The following is a 17,350-nucleotide window of genomic DNA, read 5'->3' as shown; positions in this document are numbered from 1 at the left end:
GCCGAACGGCCTCGGTCCCCAACTTTACCGGGAAGCACGGGGCGAACCCGCTCCCACTGCTCGTCGCTTAATCCGTGTCGATCCAAGATGGCGCTCCCTTCGCCAGTCTTGAATCCGATCCGCGCGGAAAAAGGAATCCCTTAAATGTCCACACGCCTTAGTTCGCGTGCGATGATCCGCATGTTTTCTGAGATCGGCGCCTGATATGGCTCCTGCGTGAAGCCGTCAGCAGTCCATTTGCCGGACTGATATTCATAAGCGAGTTCAGCGACCAGCAACTGACCAAGCTCGGCGCGTCCCGCAAAGCCCGCGCAGATTCCGGACATTGCCACCACCTTGGGCTTGAATTTTTCGATGCACTGACCGGCCGTAACTGCGGCATCCACCAGGCCCATCCGCGGAAGTTCAATCACCGTGCCGCGCTGACCGGCAATCGAGATATCGTAGCGCGCCAAGTTATCTTTAAAAACGGGCTCGCCTTCAAGCTCAGTCATGCCGGTATATGGTGCGCGCTCTGTGCGCAACGCGCAGAAGACGAGAAACGCAAGTCGCTCTTGGCGCTGTGCCTCGATCACCATTTGGCGCAGCACATTTCGCCAAACCGGACGTTGCTCGAAATCGACTAGCATGCAGCCTCGCCGCTCGAATTGCGGACGGATATCCTCGAATTCTGCCGGATAGGCGCTGATGGCGAGCAGCCGAGCGCGGGAGCCTGCTTGCTCGATTGCCTGCAAAATGCCTACACCATTACGCTCGGGCCCGGCGCCATCATAGGCCGGCAAGCGCAGGTCGATAACGCAGATTGCGACTTCCGAATCGAATCGCGCCATGAATTGCGCCATGTCCCGGGCAGTGAGCACATTCTCACGGGATACCCCAAGCGAACAGATAAAGTCGCGTATCTCATCGCGCTTAGCGTCATCGTCTTCAATGATGAGAATCTTCATGTCAGTTTCTTCAGTAAGGTGGTGAGCCGGACACTGTTGGAGGGTGAGCGGTACTTGTAAAGTACACCGCCAATCACATGCTGTTCGTAGCGCCGCGAGAGCATCTCGGACGCCTTGTCAAGCTTATAGCGCTTACCGCCGATTGTGATCTCGGGATATTGGGTGATAATGATGATCTTGGCAGCAAGGTTGCGGGCCTTGAGCGCCCGAAGTACCTCGACACCCCCCAGCGCCTGGTCATGACCTCGTTCGGCCGCGCTTCCTTCGGTGGAGAATGTCGGCAGCGCCATGTCAAGGATGATCAAGTCGAATTCGTCGGCTGACACTGCCCAAAATGCCGCGTGCACGCTGTCGACATGCTCAAGCTGCAACGCGTTGCCAAAGAATTCAGCCAGGCAGGCGGTGAGCTCCTCACGCTTGTGAAGTTCGTCCTCGACAAGAAGAATTTTACTAATCGTCATTCTCCCCGCCGGCGACTTCAGTTTTGAGGCGGAAGCGAAGCTCGATGGCGTCATCTAGCAGATCGAACGACACAGTCGACTTGCCCTCGTTGAGGCGCGTAATGAATTTAACTTTCTTGATCCCCGAATAGCCCTCGGTGACCATGTCGCGACCGGTTTCCGAAGAGGTAAGAGCCTCCGAGACGCGCGCTATGCATTTTTCGCCGCCGCTGGCGGGTAAGACTGATCGCACTGCGACCTCGAGTACATGAAGGTTGGTCTCCTCAATTGGGCTGCTCGACATGTGTACAGTGACGTCGGTGCCTGCTTTGCCGTGCTTGAATGCATTTTGCAGCAGAACGGCGAGGCAGTCGTATAATCGATGGACAGAGATGCCGTAATATTTGGTGAGTAGAGGTTTCCCGCTGACGATCGTTGGTGCCGCCGTGCGGCCATACTCAATATCAATAATATTGCAGATTTCGGGGATCGACGCCGGCACGAAGCCAGTCTGAGGTACCTGAAACCAGCTTGCTACCTGCGTGAACACTGAAGCGACCGCATCTTCCAGGGCGGACTTAATCTTGATCTCTTCGGGGCCATTGAACCGCTGCAGAATATGATCGAGATGCTGCGTTACGTCCTGCGTCATTTTGACACGGATCTGGCGTGAGGCGAACTCTAGCTGCGGTGCGATCTGGCGCCAGCAAAAAGATATGATGAGCTCATCTAGCATTTCCGGACCTGAGCGACGCAGGGTCTGCACTAGCTGGTTAAGATTGCGTCGTGTCACTTGATCAGCTGGGTCGATTCTGGCGTCGAACAGCGCCTGCGGCTTGGCCTCGCTTCGGAATTGCAGGAAATCGCGCCGCATTCGTTCGATGAAGACCTTATAGCTATGTTCCCACGAACGTAGCGCAGCGCCAAATGGCGTACCAGCTATTACCGGATGATGTTCAGGGCGGCGCAGCACAGCATCGACGCTGTTGGTCATCACGCCCTGCAGTGTGTTGTGGCGGATGCGGCGTCCCAGATAGGATTCTATACCGAACTCGTTGTTGACGCAGAATTCGCGGAATGCTTCCGTTGCGATCCGTTCCACCAGATATTCGTCGGTCGATGTGATTTGGACGATGTCGATGGTCGCCTCCTTGCCCGAGGCGGTGACAACATTCTGTGACGCGGCCAGCCGCGCGGTGAGCTTTGGCAAGAGCTCTTTATATTGCTCGGTATACGCTGATGGGTTCGAGCTCAGCCATTTGTTCATCGCGACCGAATCAACGAACATGCGGCTCGCGTCGAAGTAGTCCTTAAGTTTGGCGACTTTTGCGCGCGTCTCTATCGCTTCGGCCTCGATGATGTATTCGATCTTGTTGAGATGAATGCCTACGCTCGTGAGGATATCACGCCTGGCACTCTCTGCTGCGAGCGGTGAATCAATGATCTGGTACATCTTCTGCAGAGTAACTTCATCGAGAGAAGAAGCGATATAGTTGGCGACATCCGGGCTCTTAGGTGCGAGATGGTCGATGAAATCCGGGATGCTCCCGCCAAAGTTGCGGATGATATAGTCTTCGAGATTGGCGCGGAAGTCGAAATCGATATCGGGATCTGACGACTTGCTGCGGTAGAGCGCGAGCGCCAGCACCGAGATGATCGCGCGCGCTTCATCCGAGGCGTTAAGATGCATCGTCTTGAGTTCCCGCTCGAGCAGCAGCGTCTCAAGGCGCATCGTATTGTCGCAAATATACTGGACTTCCTCGCTCGAGAGTTGGCTGAGGTTCGCGGCATCTTGGATGAGGCGCAGGAAGAGATAGGTGCGGTAAAAGGTATCGACCTGGACCTTGTCCTGACCATGCTGGGCCAGCTCAAATACCCCATCTGCCTGCTTGAGCGTGGCAATGTTTGAGAACCCGTCGGCATGCCAGCGCGAAATATCAGGCAGCAACGGCGCGACGAGCCGATGCCCGATCACCCGGTCAAGATCGTTGCGATAGCTGCAAAGCTGCGGAAATTCGAGGAAGGCGATGCTGCGCCGGTAGAGGGAAAGCGAGCGCTCCTCACCGGGCAGTTCGTCCACGGCACCCTCGTCTGGGTTGGCAAGCGGTGCGGTGCCGGCAAGTACGTCGGGGACAGGCGAGTTGGCAATTCCACGCTGGAGACGCAGCAAATGCCCTAGGATCTCGGGGTCAAGATTGCGCTCGATCGCACGATATACGTCAGGAAACCGGCTTCGGAGATTGACCACGATCCACAGGCAGCGCGCGGCATCGATCAGGCTGGTTTCGACGGCTCGCAGCAGAAAGCCTGCGCAATCCTCCGTGCTGAACGGCGTTGCAACGACGTTGTTGAGGCTATGGTAGCGCCGAAAGTCGCCATCTATATGGTCGAGCAAAATGTTTGTGTGGCGCCGTGCGACTGAGAAGATCGACAATCGGGTCTTGAGATTCTCCAGCGCCGAATATTGAATCGTCGGACTCTTGGCATGGCCAAGCAGCTCGTCGATCTCCGACAGCACCAACCGCTCGGCATCGGCAAGCTCAAGAAACTCCTTCACGTAGGCAATCTTGAGCGCCAAATAATTGGATGCGCCCCATTTCTGCGCAGTGCGCAACAGCGCACCGATCGCATCGGCGCGCGGCACCTCGGTCATCTGACTGAGAATTGCGATCGTCTCGAATGCACGGATACTGTCGTGCTTCCAGCTGTTTAAGAAGCCACAGGCATAGGCTGCCTCGAGATTGGCCGGCAGTGCGTGCAGTGCATGAGCGAGCGCTATGTCGCTTTGCAGCAGCCCTTCGACGCGTCGCTTGCGTAACCCGGCTGGGGATTCGAGAATGACCGCAGCGGCCGCCATATCGGTCTCACTCGAATTGGCGCGCACCGCATTGAGCAGAGTGGTGCCTGGCATTGTGCGCCGTGCGTCGGCGACCGCGCCTCGGATCGCGTTGCGCCGGGGTTCGGAGAATTTTTTGATTGTGCGCGCGACCGTCGCGCTCACTGGCTTAGCTTGGGCCGCATGCACCGGCCCCCCCCATTTTTTCATTCGCCCTGTACCAAAATGAATTTCTTTGCTTCTGCCTAAGCCAGTGCCGACAAGCAACTGAAATGCTTGACCAGGCTGTTTCGGTGGGAGGCATGCCTTTCCGCAGCGGGCCAGTCTTGAGGGTCCTGTCTCCAACTGCGGATCGGCCGTAAACCGGAGAGTTTATTGCCCACTAGCCGATGCCACGCCGCTCCATCTCGTCGCGAACTATCTGCTCTGCGGCCCGATCAGCATGCCGTTGCATCTCTGCAAGTGTCTGCATCACTTCGGCATCTCTCATACTCGCCAGCTCACTACGAAGCGCGTGCTCAGCACCGCGTTCCATTCTGCTCATATCGACGCCCCCGTTCCCTTCTGGCAACCTGCCAGTCACCTAGCTGAATTTACAGGTTTTTCCGCCCAGAACCACAGGTCTATTCGCCATTGACCTTGAGCGTGCAATGAGGTTAGCCGACAGTCCGCTGGAGGGTAGCAAAAATTTGTCGCTGAACGACAAAGTTGGGTCGGTTAACGAAGTTTGGTTCTGTTGAGCCTGGCATTGTCGATTAGGCGCGGAATTAACGGGGACAGTTCGCGCGCCAGAAACCCCGCCATAGCCACGTGACGTGACAGAACCTCGCCCGCCCGGCCATGCAACCAGCTTCCCCATCCGGCAGCCGTGAGTGGCGACGCGCCCTGTGCCGCCAGCCCGCCGATGATGCCCGCCAGCACATCGCCTGATCCCCCGGTTGCTAGGCCCACGGTCCCGCCCCGATGCACGAATATTTCGCCTGACGGCTCTGCCAACAGGTTTTCCTGTCCCTTCAACAGGATGACAGCGTTAAACCGCCTTGCGACATCACGCGCCACGCCTTCCAGGTCGGCCTTCACCGCTTCTACTTTCAACCCGGACAGATGGGCCATCTCGCCATGATGTGGGGTCAGGATGACATGCCCATCATGCGCCGCGATAAGTTTCTCCAGATATCGCGCCGATGTCAGCGCCGCCGCGTCCAGCAAAATGGTGCGCGAAGCGTCGGGCGCGCTGAGGAGGTCCGCGACCAACTGGTCTGTCCGCTCCCCGATGCTCATGCCAGGGCCGAGGATCAGGGCGTCGCAGCGCAAAAAGCGTTCGCGCAGCACATCCGCCGCCTCCGCCGCGATCTCGCCTTTTTCGTCAGAAGGCAGCGCAATCATAGCCGCTTCGGGGATTAGCACGCCCAGCGCCATCGCCACTGCCTGCACCGTCGCCATCTGCAGCTTGCCAGCACCGGTGCGCAGCGCTGCCTCGCCCGTCAGCCGCAGCGCGCCGGGCACAAACTCCGCCCCGCCGACCACCAGCACGCGGCCACGGCTGTCCTTGTCGGACACAGCATCAAAGCCCGGCAAAGGATGAGCGGCGAGCCACGCTTCGTCGATTTCAATCACCCCCGCGCACCCGCGATGCGATCCGGTGCCTTGGTGACAAGCGTCGCTTCTTCCTCCATGGGCGCTGTGACATTGTAGCGTTGCAACACCAGCTTCCCTGCCTCCGCATTGAAACGATAATCGGTGATCGCGCAGTTGGCTACGTCGCCCTTGGCATCAATGGCGAGTATCTCCTGCTCGCCCAGATTTTCGATAATATAGCGTAAGCACAGTATCACGACCTGATGGGAGAAGATCATCACCCGTTTGCCCGCATAATGGAGCGAGATGGTGTCCATTACAGACCGCAACCGCAGGATCACGTCGCACCAGCTCTCCCCGCCCGGTGAGCGATGGTAAAATTTACCGAGCAACTGCCGCGACGCGGCCTGTTCGGGCTGGAGATGGCGGATGCCCGTGTGGGTCAGTCCATCCAGTATCCCAAACTCTTTCTCGCGCAGGCGCTCATCGAAGCAGATCTGCTCGTCTCGGGGCGCGCCGCCAACGTTCCGGAAGATATCGGCAGTCTGGCAGGCGCGGAGGTAAGGCGAGGATAGAATGACCTCCGGTCGGTCTTCCTCCGGCTGCTCTGCGAACCAGTGTCCTAGCGCCGCCGCTTGCTCCCGCCCAAGATCGCTGAGTGGCACATCGGCATCGCGGATAGAGAGAAGGATGCGATCCTCCTGCGCCTCATGCGCAGCATCGCGCGCGACGTTCCCGGCGCTCTGCCCATGGCGGACGATGATCAGCCGGTTTGGCCAGCGGCCGGATCCACTCAAGGCATTCTCCTAAAAAAGCAGGCATTTCTTAGTAAGTGCTCGCCAGCCCCGGTAGTTCCCACAAATTAGCATGTGGAGCTTGGTACGGCGTCATCTGTCACGCGATGGTAGCAGGCATTAGAGAAGCGGACGTCGGCAACCCGCTCCCAAATTTAAGGCTTTTCGTCCGCTATGGGTCGTTGAGCACGTCCCCGTTAGATCGTGTCGTTCAGGATGGGCTTTAGGGCACGACGACGGGGATGGCGTCCAATTTCGCAGCGCGTTTGGCGAACCTCCGGTCGAAGGTCAGAAATTCAGTGCATTGAGCGGATCGCGCAAGATGAAGAGCGTCGGCGAAATCCATTCCATGTTCCATCCAGTCGAGGGCTAATGCCATATGGGCAGGCTCTTCTACCAGCATTCCCGGAAGACCGGCTAGGCCGCGTAACGCGCGAGCAATCTCGTCGGGTGCGAAGCCATAACCCGCTCGCAGCACCCATTCTGCCTCCAACAGCACTGTTACGCCGAGAAAAATTTCGTCCCCATCAACGATGCTGCGGGCTGCCTTCGCCTGCTTTTTATCATCGGCGGTCAGCAAGCGGACGACGATGTTGGTATCAATCCGCGCACGCCGCTTTGCTTCCTCTGATATGACCATGTTCATCTCATCGATAGAGAGAGCGGGCTTTGTTGAGCGCAGCGAACCAAAGACAGATTCGATATTCGTGGCGGCAAAAACAGGCGCAGCCTTCAGGAGCACGCCCTCATCCGTTTCTTCCACAATCAGCTTGGTGCCCGTCGCCCAATGTTTCTGTTCACGGATAGCCTTGGGCAAGATAACCTGCCCTTTAGTGGAAACCGTGGTGGTGATCCGTTCATGAACGCCCATGGCGGCCTCCGTGAGTAAGACAGCATTGGATGTGGTCTGTGGCAAGGACCGGCCGGTTCTCACATCGACAGCTAAATTTGGCGGTCGAGTGGCAGGCATGGATCGCCATCAGAGGTGATCTATAAGGAAATCAGGCGAGTTTATCGAATTTCCCTAACTTCGATGCACATCGCGGCGGACCCTGATATGCCGCATCCTGCTTGGTTGGACGTTCATCCCCTGGGCCATCATGGCCACTGGAGATGTATCATGGGATTATCAGAATTTGATCCCGCCGCTCGCGGGCGGGTGTCGTGGAACGCCGGATGCAAAGTCGGCGCGAAGCGCGCGCTCAAGCCCCCGCCAGATCTGGGCGGAACCGAAATCTGAAGCGGGCTGGCTCCTCGCAGGTGCGAGGGGCCAAATCCGATGTCGCGGCCGCCACGCGCCCAGTCGAGCAGCTTAATGCGAATTGCTGCAAGCGGACTCCTCTAATGCCTTGGCCTAGTCGACATATCCGTAACTATCCTAATATTGCGCGGCAGATTAAAACCTTACCCTCATCCTGAACTCCTAAGGAGGACAGGATGAAAAACATACTTCTGCTCGTGCATGACGATGAGGGCCAGGAAGCCCGGCTGCAGGCTGCATTGGATCTGACCCGCGCGCTTGGCGGTCATTTGCGGTGCGTCGATGTCACGCCGCTGATAGTTGTGGCAGGGGACATGTATGTCGGCATCGGACAGGGCGCCGTGCTGGTGGATGAGCGGGAAAGCGAGGCGCGCAACAAGGAGCGACTTACGGCTCGCCTCGCGAAGGAAGATGTGCCTTGGGACTGGATCGACGTAACAGGAGAATTTGCAAGCTGCCTTCTGAAGGAAGCCAGCCTTGCGGATGTGGTCGTCCTGAACCGGCAACTGGACCAATTTCCTCTGCCGGACATGCGGATGGTGACCAGCCAGGTTCTGATGCATGCACGCGTGCCCGTGCTGGCGGTGCCCCAGACACTTGAGCGCTTCAACATCGGCAGAGCTGTGCTGGCTTGGGACGGCAGGCAGTCCTGCATCGCGACCATGCGCGCGTCCGCGCCGCTGCTCGCGCTGGCGGACGAGGTGGAGGTGCTGACGATCCATGATGGATCGATCGAGGCTGCGCCTGCCGACTCCGCGCGATATCTGTCGCGACATGGCGTCGATGCGACGATCCGCAGCATAAACGATCGCCTGCATCCGATTGAAGTCATCATCGAAGAGGAATGTGCGCGGTTCAGGGCCGACTATCTGGTTATGGGCGCCTATGGGCGCGGCAGGCTGATGGAAACATTTGGCGGCGTTACCAAGCGGTTGCTGACGCGCAGCAAATATCCCCTGTTGCTGGGTCATTGAGGCGGTGGCGGCGTAGAGCCGCTATTCCGTCAGTACCTGCGTGGCCAGTTCGTAAGGATATGGACGATTTCGGCTGCAGGATGTTTGACAAGATCCTTGTCCACTTCAGCGATCAGCCTGTTCCTGATCGCCGGGGTATAATGATCCCGCAGGACATGAAGCGTGGCCGGTGGTGCGACGACGATGATCTCGGCTTCATGCCCGGCGGCGGTTTCCGCCAGAGCCTCTGCCGCTTCGATTGCGAAGCGATCTTCCCGCAATTGATGGATATCGGCTTGCTGGTAGCTGCTTCTGGTGCCGCCCCTGCTGGAAAAGCTTACGCCGGGTGCGTCGGTCAGATGTTCCCGATTGGGTGGGTTGTCGATCTCGCGATGGGCGACGACTGACAGTTCAGGGTAAAGGGCGTCGCCCTCATTCCTCATCACCAGCATCCTCGAACCGTCGGTTACGAGCAGGATCGTTCCATAGGCGATTTTCATGATCAATCTTCCCTCGACTGTAGGCCCCCGATGGAGATCGTGAATTCTTCGGATGAGGATGCGGGAGAGTCCCGGCCGGTCCGCTGGCGCATTATGAGTCGTTGAACCCGACATGCGCTATTGGGGCTTTCCCTTATGGCACCAAATATCCCGTTGGCCATGATGGGCCAATCGGCTTGGCCGATGACATAAGTCCGCTGGTGAGATTGGGGTGAGAAACGTGCAGGAGAGTGCAGGACTGCTTCCCTATCGCTGGCATGAAGGAAGATTGCAGGTCTTCCTGGTGCATCCGGGCGTCCCTTATTGGCAGCGTGAAGACGAGGGCGCCTAGCAGATTGCCAAGGGCGCGCCGCTGCCGGGGGAGGCGCTGCCCAATACGGCTTTGCGGGAGTTTCAGGAGGAGGTGGGCATGTGCCCCGCCGCCATTCCCTGGCCGCTTGCCCGGATTCGTCAGAAAGGCGGCAAATGGGTGAAAGCCTTCGCGGTGGAAGCGGAGCCCGGACCAGCCAATGTGGTGAGCAATATGTTCACACTGGAATGGCCGCCCCCCAGCGGGATCGTCCAGTCCTTCCCAGAGATCGACCGGGCGAACTGGTTTACCCTTGAGGAAGCGCGCGGCAAGATGCTGACCAGCGAAACACCGTTGCTGGTTGCGCTGGAGCAGGCGGTGCCCGCGCGATGAGATGTGGCCGGCCATGACCTTATCAAGTCAGCGCGAGGCCAGCATATGAGCCTGACAGCGCAGCTTTTGATCGCGACCGGCGCCGTTGCCGCGACGGTGCTCGTCCATCTGACCGGTCTGGCGATCTTGCTCGCCGCGTTCGGTTTGCTCGCGCTTCATGCCGTTGAGATCTGGCTGTGGCGGCATTGTACCGGCTATTGGACATCTCCCCCATCTTGAAGAGGCGCCGTATTTTTCAAACTCCACCTATGTGACCATCGGTTATGGGGATGGGGTGCTGCCAGCAGGCCAGAGAATATTGGGCGCAATAGAGGTTGCGAATGGCATCATATTGATCGGCTGGTCGACGGCTTTCTTCTCTTAGATTGTCGATCGGTTGAAGCTGCTGGAGCGGACCTTGCAAAAAGGCTGACTTAGAGCAGCCTTGCAGCGCTGGGGAAGAAAGCGGCGGCGCTGCGCCAGAGCATATAAAGGGCGACGATGAAGATGAGTCCGGCAAAGATGCTGGTGAGGCCTCCAGTTCGCTCACCCAGTTTTTCCGCCGCTCGCGTACCCGCGATGCTGCCCGCCACTCCCCCCATCACGAAGACGAGCGCAAGCAGCCAGTCGACAAGGCCAGAAAAGGCGTAGTTGACCGCGGTGGTGAGGCCGAACGCCGTAACGGCGATCAGCGAGGTGCCGACCGCCATCAACATTGGCATGCCGGTCGATGCGACGAGGCCGGGCACGATCAGGAATCCGCCGCCAATGCCGAAGAAGCCGGAAAACAGGCCCGAGCCAAGTCCGTAGCCGATCACCTGGGGCGCTTTCTCGCGATTGCATTCCGCGCCGGGATCGCCGGGGTTGTCCCGGCCCTTGAGCATCAGACCGCCGACGAGCAGCATGACGAGGGCAAAGAGGAACAGTAGCTTTTCGCCGTTCACCACCTTGCCAATACTAGACCCCGCGAAGGCCCCCGCGACGCCAGCCGCTGCGTACATGCCGCCGCAGCGCCACTTTACATGATGCGCGCGAGCGTGGTTGGCAAGGCCCGCAGCAGCGTTGGCGGCGACCGCCAAAGCGCTGGTGCCGATGGCGAAATGGGGGCTTGGCACGCCGACCAGATAGACCATCAGCGGCACGGCGAGGATCGATCCGCCGCCGCCGACCAGACCAAGGACGAAGCCGACAAGGCCGCCTGAAACGGCCCCCAGCACATAGTGAAGACTGTCCATGCTTCAGCCGCGCTGCGTTTCGGAGGCCGGGGGGCGGTGGCTGCTCGTCCCTTTCGCTCGTTGGCTTGTGCCTGCGGTGCCGCTCGGCGCGAAACGGTTGAGCGCCATTCCCGCGAGCATCGCCAGCACGAAGGGCGCGGCATGAATCGGCTTCAGCGCAAGGCTGGCGATCGCAGGTCCGGGGCAGAGGCCGCCAAGACCCCAGCCAATGCCAAAGAGTATCGCGCCCAGTGCCAGCTTCCAGTCGAGCCTCCGTGTTTCCGGTAGGTTGAAGGCTGCTCCGGCCAGCGAGCGCTCAAGTCGCTTTTGCACCACCCAGGCGACCGCCATCGGGATCATCGCGCCCCCCATGACGAAGGCGAGCGTCGGATCCCATGGACCGAGAAGGTCGAGGAAGGCGCGTACCCGCATCGGGTCAGCCATGCCGGATAGCGCCAGGCCAGCGCCGAACAGGGCGCCTGATATCAGCGCGATGGCGACCTTCATCATAGCGCACCTGTGAGGCGAAGAACCGCGACTGTGGCAAAGCCGCTGGCCATGAAGAGCGCCGTCGCGAGGAGAGAGCGGGGCGAGAGGCGGGACACGCCGCACACGCCATGACCACTGGTGCAACCGGACCCCAGCCGTGTGCCGAAGCCGACGATGACGCCCGCGATCAGTAGCAGGCCGATCGAAGGAAAGCGCGCTGGCACCCCGCCTGTCAGCAGGGATACGACAAGCGCTCCCACGGGCAGGCCGATGATGAAGGCGATCGCGATGCTGCGCGGCGCTCCGCTGTCGGCAAGACCGGTGGCCCGCGCCACGAGACCGCTGACGCCTGCTATACGGCCCAGGCCGAGCAGCATGATGGCAGCGGCGATGCCGATCATCAGGCCGCCGATCAGTCCTTCGACCGGTGGCGCTTGGGGGCAGGCTGGGATCATAGCTGGTTCACCGGAATCTTGAGATAGACGACGCCATTATCATCTGGGGGCGGAAGGTGGCCCGCGCGCATGTTCACCTGCACGGATGGCAGGATGAGGCGTGGCATGTCGAGCGTGTGGTCGCGCGCCTCGCGTATGGCTACGAATGTGTCCTCGCTTATGCCGTCATGGGCATGGATATTGGCGCGGCGCTGCTCCCCGACCGTCGTTTCCCAGACATAATGGTCGCGCCCGTCCGGCAGATAGTCGTGACACATGAACAGCCGTGTTTCCGGCGGCAGTTCCAGAAGGCGGCGGAGCGAACGGAACAACTGGCGCGCATTGCCGCCGGGGAAGTCGGCCCGCGCGGTGCCATAATCGGGCATGAACATCGTATCGCCTACGAACACCGCATCGCCGACGACATAGGCGACGCAGGCAGGCGTGTGACCCGGAACGTGCAGCACCGTGACGGCAAGATCGCCGATGGAGAAGCTGTCGCCATCCTGCCAAAGATGATCGAACTGGGAGCCGTCCGGCACGAACTCGACGCCTGCGTTGAACAGTTTGCCGAAGGTCTGCTGCACTTCCCGAATATGCGCGCCGATGGCGATTTCGCCGCCAAGCTTGCGCTGAAGATAGGGGGCGGCCGACAAGTGATCGGCATGGGCGTGTGTCTCCAGATGCCAGTCGACCGTCAGCCCCTCCGCTTCGATATAAGCTATGATCGGATCGGCTGTGTCCGGGCTGGTGCGGCCGGACGCCGGATCATAGGCGAGTACGCTGTCTATGACGGCTGCACGCCGGTTCGCGGCGTCGTGAATGACATAAGTGACCGTGAAGGTGGGCGCGTCGAAAAAGGCCCGGATCACGGGCAAGGCCTTTCGTGCTGCCGTAACCTGCTGCGCTGCTTTGGCGAGTGCTTCGTCTAACATGCGCTTCTCCACCATCGTCGCTTCCATACTGCGCCTTCCGAGCCGCTTTGCACTACGGAAATGTCCGCATCCGTTAGATGAATATCGCCCAGGCCAAGATGCTGGCTGCCGCCGTCACCAGCGCCGCAAAAAGCGGGACCGACGCCCCGATGCCGCCATGACCCCAGCCGATGACCACCGTTATGACCGCCTTGGCGAAGGTGTTGGCGAGAACAGCGCCCCCCAGCGACAGCCCGGCGGTTCGATTTGTGAGCATATGAGCGGGCAACCCTGACATGGTGATGACCGCTGCATCGACGTCAGAGATGCCGGTGAGCGTCAGCACCACTGCCATCCCCTGTTCCCCGAAATGGTGGAGCGCCCATCTTGCGACCAGCGACAGCACGACCACCATGGCCGCCAGGATCAGCGCGGGGCCGAAGCCGAGCGGGTTGGATATGCTTACGTTTGCACTGTCGCCGCGATGTCGACGGAAGGAGAAGAGAGCGAATAATATGGAGACTATCGTTGCGGGTGCCATGGTGAGGGCCAGGGTCGGGAGCGCGCGGGGGATGAGCGCCAGCGCCAGCAACTGCACCCGGATGAACATCACGATCGAGGCGATGGCGATGCCCGCTGCGAGCGGCCCACGAATAGCGGGATTTTCCCGCAGGCGCCGTGCATATTCGGCCGTCACCGCGGTAGAGGACACGATCGCGCCGGTCAGCGCGACCAGCAGGATGCTCCTGTCCTGCCCGAGCCTCCGCGATAGAGCATAGCCGGCGAAGGACAGGCCGATAACGAAGACGACGACCAGCCAGATGTTGCGCGGATTCCATGCTTCATAGGGCCCCATCGCCCGATCCGGCAGCAGCGGCAGGATGACGAGCGCGACCAGCAGGAAGCGCGATACGCCCTCAATCTCGTTATCGTCCATTCCCTTCAGCAGAGCATGCATCGATTGCCGCGCGCTCAGCATCGCAAAGGTCGCACCGCCGATGGCAAGGCCCAGCGAAGGGGAAAAGCGGGTGGCGCAGAAGCTGGCGGCGAAGGTCAATATGCCCGCGAGCGTCGTGGTGGCCGACAGATGATCCTGATCCGCGCTGCGGACATAGCCTGCGGTCAGCACTGCCGCCACGCCGATTGCAAGGGCGGCTGCCATCATGTCCGGCGCCAGACCACCTATGCCGCCGATCAGGCCGATCAGACCGAAGGTGCGGAAACCGGCGACGCGGCGGCCAGTGCCGAAGGACCTTTGCGCCCATCCCCTCTGCATGCCAATCAGCAGTCCAATGGCTATGGCGGCCAGCAGCGGCAGATAAGGCTGTATGATGGAGGAATTGACACCAGCGGTCATCGCGGTCTCACACTCGTTTCCTTGATACGGCCGTCCAGCATGGAGATTTGCACATCGGCAGCCGCCGCGACATCGGGATCATGCGTGACGCACACCACCGCGCGGCCCTGATCATGGGCAAGGTTGCGGAACATCTCGACCACGCGGGCGCTGTTCTGGCTGTCGAGATTGCCCGTGGGTTCGTCGCCCAGCACCAGCGCGGGATCATTGGCGATGGCGCGGGCGATGGCGACACGCTGACGCTCGCCGCCGGACAGGCGATCAGGCGTCTTCGTGCTTTTCTCTCCAAGGCCCATGCCCTCAAGCAGCGCCTGCGCCTTGGCCTGTATTTCGGTGAGCGACAGTTTGCCGAGCCTGCGCATGGGCAGCATGACATTTTCTAGCGCGGTGAACTCTGGCAGCAGGAAATGGAACTGGAAGACGAAGCCGAAGCTCGCCAGGCGGATTCCGGCGCGCGCGTCGCCCCGCAGCGGATTCATGTCCTGCCCGTTGAACAGCACCTGTCCGGATGTTGGCCGGTCGAGCAGGCCGAGCAGATAGAGCAGCGAGGATTTGCCGCAGCCGGACGGGCCCACGATGGCGACGAAGGTCGCGGGCTGGATCGACAGGGAAACGTCAGATACCAGCGTCACCGGTGGCGTGCCGGGCAGGCTGCGGGACAGGTCTTGAACCTCTATGATCGCACTCATACCGCGCCCCGCAATATGTCGACCGGATCGACCCGCGCCGCCTTTCGCGCGGGGAGCCATGCGGCAATCACGCCAGAGAGCAGGGACGCTGCCGCCGCGATGGCATATTGCCGAGCGGTGCGGTCGAGGGGGAGGTGTTGATCCTCGCCCGCGATTGGGAATTTGAGCGAGCCAAGGATCGCCATCAGCCCGTATCCCAGCAGCCATCCCGCGACGATGCCGATCAATGCCAAGGCGAGACCTTCGAACACGAATATCAGCTGAAGATCTCGCTCTGAAAAGCCCATGGAGCGCATGATTGCGATGTCGCGCCTTTTGTCGGAAACACTGTTGGATACGACCGTGTAGATGCCGAAGCTGGCAACCAGCAGGATGGCCGACACGACGCTGTACATGATGACGTTGCGGGTCACGAGCAGGGAAAGAAAGTCGGCGGAACGCTCCTGCCAGCTTTCCGCTTTGTAGGCATAGCGGGCCTCCAGGCGGCGGCTGATCGGCTCGGCCTCATAGGGGTCGGCAAGGCGTACGCCGATGCGGTTGATGATGAAGGGACGGCCGAGCAGAGATTGCGCTTCCCGCAGCAGGACATAGCCCAGGCCGGATGAAATCTGCGTCTGGCCGCGTTTGAACAGGCCGACGATGCGAAGCGACCGGCTCTTGCCCGAAGCGGAGGTCGCGCCAACCACGTCACCTACGCCCAGGCCAAGCCGCCGCGCCATTTCCTCGCCGATGATGATGCCTCCTTGCGTGCTTTCCAGGTCGCGCAGGCGTCCGATGCGCAGTTGGTCCTGAATAGTGCTGACCTTTTCCTCGATCGCGGGGTCGACACCGACGATGGTCAGCGCTTCCTCGCGTCCGCCGCTGCGCAAGGTTATTGCGCCGCTGAGACTGGGCGAGCCGATCGCGCCGGGTAGCGCGTTCACGGTACGCAATATTTCCGGCCAGCCCTTGAGCCCGCGCACCTCGTTGCGGACCTTATAGTGGCGAAGGTTGATCGCTGCCCCCTTGTAGAGGCTGACGCCCGGCTGGGCCGGCGGGCTGCGCAGCTCGTCGGAAATGATGATATGTGGGGCGGCGTCAATCAGCGTCTTGATGAAGTCATTCTGGCTGCCGATCATCATGGCCGATACGGCTAGGAAGAAGCCGACGCCGACGGCCACGCCACTTACCGCGACGATGGTCTGTCGGCGGCGGCCGACGAGATGACGGGCGGCGACGCTGGCCAGCAGCCGCAGTTGACCAGTCATTGCCGCACCCGAACGCGCATGTCGTCCTTTAGCTTCCCCTCGGGCGCTTTCACGACCATCTCACCACGCGACAGACCGGAGAGGATTTGCACGTCGGTGGTCCCGGCAATGCCGGTGCGGACGGCCTTCGCATGAACGCGGTGGCTGCGAACGATCCACAGCTTTCCGTCTTCGATCGCACTCGCCGGTGCCAACAGCGCTTGTTGTGCCCTGCACGTGACGATGTTGACCTCCAGCGTCAGGCCCAGCGGCAGCGCCACCGCATCGTCCGTCACGATGCGGGCGCGAAAGGCGCGCTGTTCGGGATCACCGCCCGGCGTCACTTCGCGCACATGACCGTGGAGCACCCGACCGGGCCAGGCGTCGCTCGACATCAATGCTTCCTGACCGGCACGAACGCGGGCAATGTCGCGTTCGTCTATGGTGGCCGTGATCCATATGCGGGAAGGATCGCCCAGCGTCATGAGGATGCGACCGGGACTAGCGAGATCGCCAGCCTCCACGTCCTGACGCAGGACGACGCCATCAATGCCTGACCGCACAATCATCTGGTCGAGCCGGGCGCGGGCGCTATCCTCTGCCGCCCGGGCGCTGTCGGCGGCGGCGACGGCGGAGTCCCGCGCGGCGCGGGTGACCCAGCCCTTGGCGAAAAGCGCCAGTGTGCGCTGCTCATCCTGCTGGGCGACGCGGCGTTGCGCAGCCGCCTGTTGCAGCGCGTGGCGCTGCTCCTCGTCATCGAGAAGGATCAGCGGCTGACCGCGCACGACGCGCTGCGCTTCATCGGCGAGGACTTCGCGGACGGGGGCGGTGAGGCGGGCTGAGATCGATACGGGCTGCTGAGCCTCCACAAAGCCCGTCGCATAGACCAGTTCGACGGCCTGACCGATACGGACGGGCGCGAGTTCGACCTCTTGCGCCCGGCCCGCGAGCAACCACCATGCGGCAGCCGCCGCGGCCAGCGTGAGCGGCAGCAGCCAGAGCGCGATACGTTTCATAAGAGGCTATATAGCATCACGCGAAGATCATTGCCCGCCCG

The 17,350-nt window shown here is 60.8% G+C and carries 18 protein-coding genes and 1 pseudogene; 4 read left to right on the top strand and 15 right to left on the bottom strand.

The genetic code is table 11. From position 1 onward, the window contains the following. Nucleotides 1–140: 140 nt before the first annotated feature. From BV95_RS14060 to BV95_RS24580, 6 genes are all read right to left on the bottom strand, one after another. Nucleotides 141–947 carry a response regulator gene (locus BV95_RS14060; protein ID WP_051749789.1) on the bottom strand — a complete coding sequence of 269 codons (807 nt, stop codon included), beginning with the start codon at nucleotides 945–947 and terminating at the stop codon, nucleotides 141–143. Then, a complete protein-coding gene (locus BV95_RS14055) occupies nucleotides 944–1,408 on the bottom strand; it encodes a response regulator (protein WP_037452990.1) in 465 nt (154 codons plus the stop codon). The genes BV95_RS14060 and BV95_RS14055 overlap by 4 nt, the downstream gene beginning before the upstream one ends. Further along, nucleotides 1,398–4,388 carry a hypothetical protein gene (locus BV95_RS14050; protein WP_051749788.1) on the bottom strand — a complete coding sequence of 997 codons (2,991 nt, stop codon included), beginning with the start codon at nucleotides 4,386–4,388 and terminating at the stop codon, nucleotides 1,398–1,400. Before BV95_RS14050 ends, BV95_RS14055 begins: the two co-directional genes overlap by 11 nt. Before the next feature lie 552 nt (nucleotides 4,389–4,940). After that, on the bottom strand, nucleotides 4,941–5,840 hold the full coding sequence (locus tag BV95_RS14045; RefSeq protein ID WP_037452988.1) for an NAD(P)H-hydrate dehydratase: 900 nt from the start codon (nucleotides 5,838–5,840) through the stop codon (nucleotides 4,941–4,943). Then, the gene (locus BV95_RS14040; protein ID WP_037452985.1) at nucleotides 5,837–6,598 is read right to left on the bottom strand and encodes a histidine phosphatase family protein; all 762 of its coding nucleotides are present in this window, start codon (nucleotides 6,596–6,598) and stop codon (nucleotides 5,837–5,839) included. The genes BV95_RS14045 and BV95_RS14040 overlap by 4 nt, the downstream gene beginning before the upstream one ends. Nucleotides 6,599–6,818: 220 nt before the next feature. Then, nucleotides 6,819–7,466, bottom strand: a complete 648-nt coding sequence (locus BV95_RS24580; RefSeq protein ID WP_156028660.1) for a PIN domain-containing protein — start codon at nucleotides 7,464–7,466, stop codon at nucleotides 6,819–6,821. Between the two features lie 566 nt (nucleotides 7,467–8,032). Here BV95_RS24580 and BV95_RS14025 point away from each other — a divergent pair. Next, nucleotides 8,033–8,830, top strand: coding sequence for a universal stress protein (locus BV95_RS14025; protein ID WP_037452983.1), 798 nt, complete (start codon nucleotides 8,033–8,035; stop codon nucleotides 8,828–8,830). A 29-nt stretch (nucleotides 8,831–8,859) separates the two neighbouring features. Here BV95_RS14025 and BV95_RS14020 read toward each other — a convergent pair whose 3' ends face one another. Continuing rightward, nucleotides 8,860–9,309, bottom strand: a complete 450-nt coding sequence (locus tag BV95_RS14020; RefSeq protein WP_037452981.1) for a host attachment family protein — start codon at nucleotides 9,307–9,309, stop codon at nucleotides 8,860–8,862. A 334-nt stretch (nucleotides 9,310–9,643) separates the two neighbouring features. Between BV95_RS14020 and BV95_RS14015 the strand changes: the two genes are divergently transcribed. The 3 genes from BV95_RS14015 to BV95_RS24570 are packed head-to-tail and all read left to right on the top strand — an operon-like array spanning nucleotide 9,644 to nucleotide 10,355. Continuing rightward, a complete protein-coding gene (locus BV95_RS14015) occupies nucleotides 9,644–9,991 on the top strand; it encodes an NUDIX domain-containing protein (RefSeq protein WP_305851997.1) in 348 nt (115 codons plus the stop codon). Nucleotides 9,992–10,036: 45 nt separating this feature from the next. Beyond that, on the top strand, nucleotides 10,037–10,210 hold the full coding sequence (locus BV95_RS24575) for a hypothetical protein (protein WP_234703199.1): 174 nt from the start codon (nucleotides 10,037–10,039) through the stop codon (nucleotides 10,208–10,210). Between the two features lie 31 nt (nucleotides 10,211–10,241). After that, nucleotides 10,242–10,355, top strand: coding sequence for a hypothetical protein (locus BV95_RS24570; protein ID WP_234703198.1), 114 nt, complete (start codon nucleotides 10,242–10,244; stop codon nucleotides 10,353–10,355). 49 nt (nucleotides 10,356–10,404) lie between these two features. Here BV95_RS24570 and BV95_RS14010 read toward each other — a convergent pair whose 3' ends face one another. The 8 genes and pseudogenes from BV95_RS14010 to BV95_RS13975 form a co-directional block, all read right to left on the bottom strand. Then, nucleotides 10,405–11,205 carry a sulfite exporter TauE/SafE family protein gene (locus BV95_RS14010; RefSeq protein ID WP_037452977.1) on the bottom strand — a complete coding sequence of 267 codons (801 nt, stop codon included), beginning with the start codon at nucleotides 11,203–11,205 and terminating at the stop codon, nucleotides 10,405–10,407. Nucleotides 11,206–11,295: 90 nt separating this feature from the next. Further along, nucleotides 11,296–11,694: pseudogene (locus BV95_RS14005) on the bottom strand (DUF6691 family protein); the annotation flags it as partial. Beyond that, nucleotides 11,691–12,128, bottom strand: a complete 438-nt coding sequence (locus tag BV95_RS14000; protein ID WP_037452974.1) for a YeeE/YedE family protein — start codon at nucleotides 12,126–12,128, stop codon at nucleotides 11,691–11,693. The pseudogene BV95_RS14005 and the gene BV95_RS14000, both read right to left, overlap by 4 nt. Continuing rightward, entirely contained in the window at nucleotides 12,125–13,042 is a 918-nt protein-coding gene (locus tag BV95_RS13995; RefSeq protein WP_037453025.1) for an MBL fold metallo-hydrolase, read from the bottom strand. Before BV95_RS13995 ends, BV95_RS14000 begins: the two co-directional genes overlap by 4 nt. Before the next feature lie 73 nt (nucleotides 13,043–13,115). Next, on the bottom strand, nucleotides 13,116–14,378 hold the full coding sequence (locus BV95_RS13990) for an MgtC/SapB family protein (RefSeq protein ID WP_051749787.1): 1,263 nt from the start codon (nucleotides 14,376–14,378) through the stop codon (nucleotides 13,116–13,118). Continuing rightward, the gene (locus BV95_RS13985; RefSeq protein ID WP_037452973.1) at nucleotides 14,375–15,067 is read right to left on the bottom strand and encodes an ABC transporter ATP-binding protein; all 693 of its coding nucleotides are present in this window, start codon (nucleotides 15,065–15,067) and stop codon (nucleotides 14,375–14,377) included. Before BV95_RS13985 ends, BV95_RS13990 begins: the two co-directional genes overlap by 4 nt. After that, nucleotides 15,064–16,314, bottom strand: coding sequence for an ABC transporter permease (locus tag BV95_RS13980; RefSeq protein ID WP_037452968.1), 1,251 nt, complete (start codon nucleotides 16,312–16,314; stop codon nucleotides 15,064–15,066). Before BV95_RS13980 ends, BV95_RS13985 begins: the two co-directional genes overlap by 4 nt. Further along, on the bottom strand, nucleotides 16,311–17,309 hold the full coding sequence (locus BV95_RS13975) for an efflux RND transporter periplasmic adaptor subunit (RefSeq protein WP_037452967.1): 999 nt from the start codon (nucleotides 17,307–17,309) through the stop codon (nucleotides 16,311–16,313). The genes BV95_RS13980 and BV95_RS13975 overlap by 4 nt, the downstream gene beginning before the upstream one ends. Between the last annotated feature and the right edge of the window lie 41 nt (nucleotides 17,310–17,350).

Origin of the sequence: Sphingobium chlorophenolicum (assembly GCF_000722875.1) — a bacterium.
Classification (GTDB): Bacteria; Pseudomonadota; Alphaproteobacteria; order Sphingomonadales; family Sphingomonadaceae; genus Sphingobium; species Sphingobium chlorophenolicum.
This window is presented reverse-complemented; position numbering and strand designations above follow the sequence as displayed.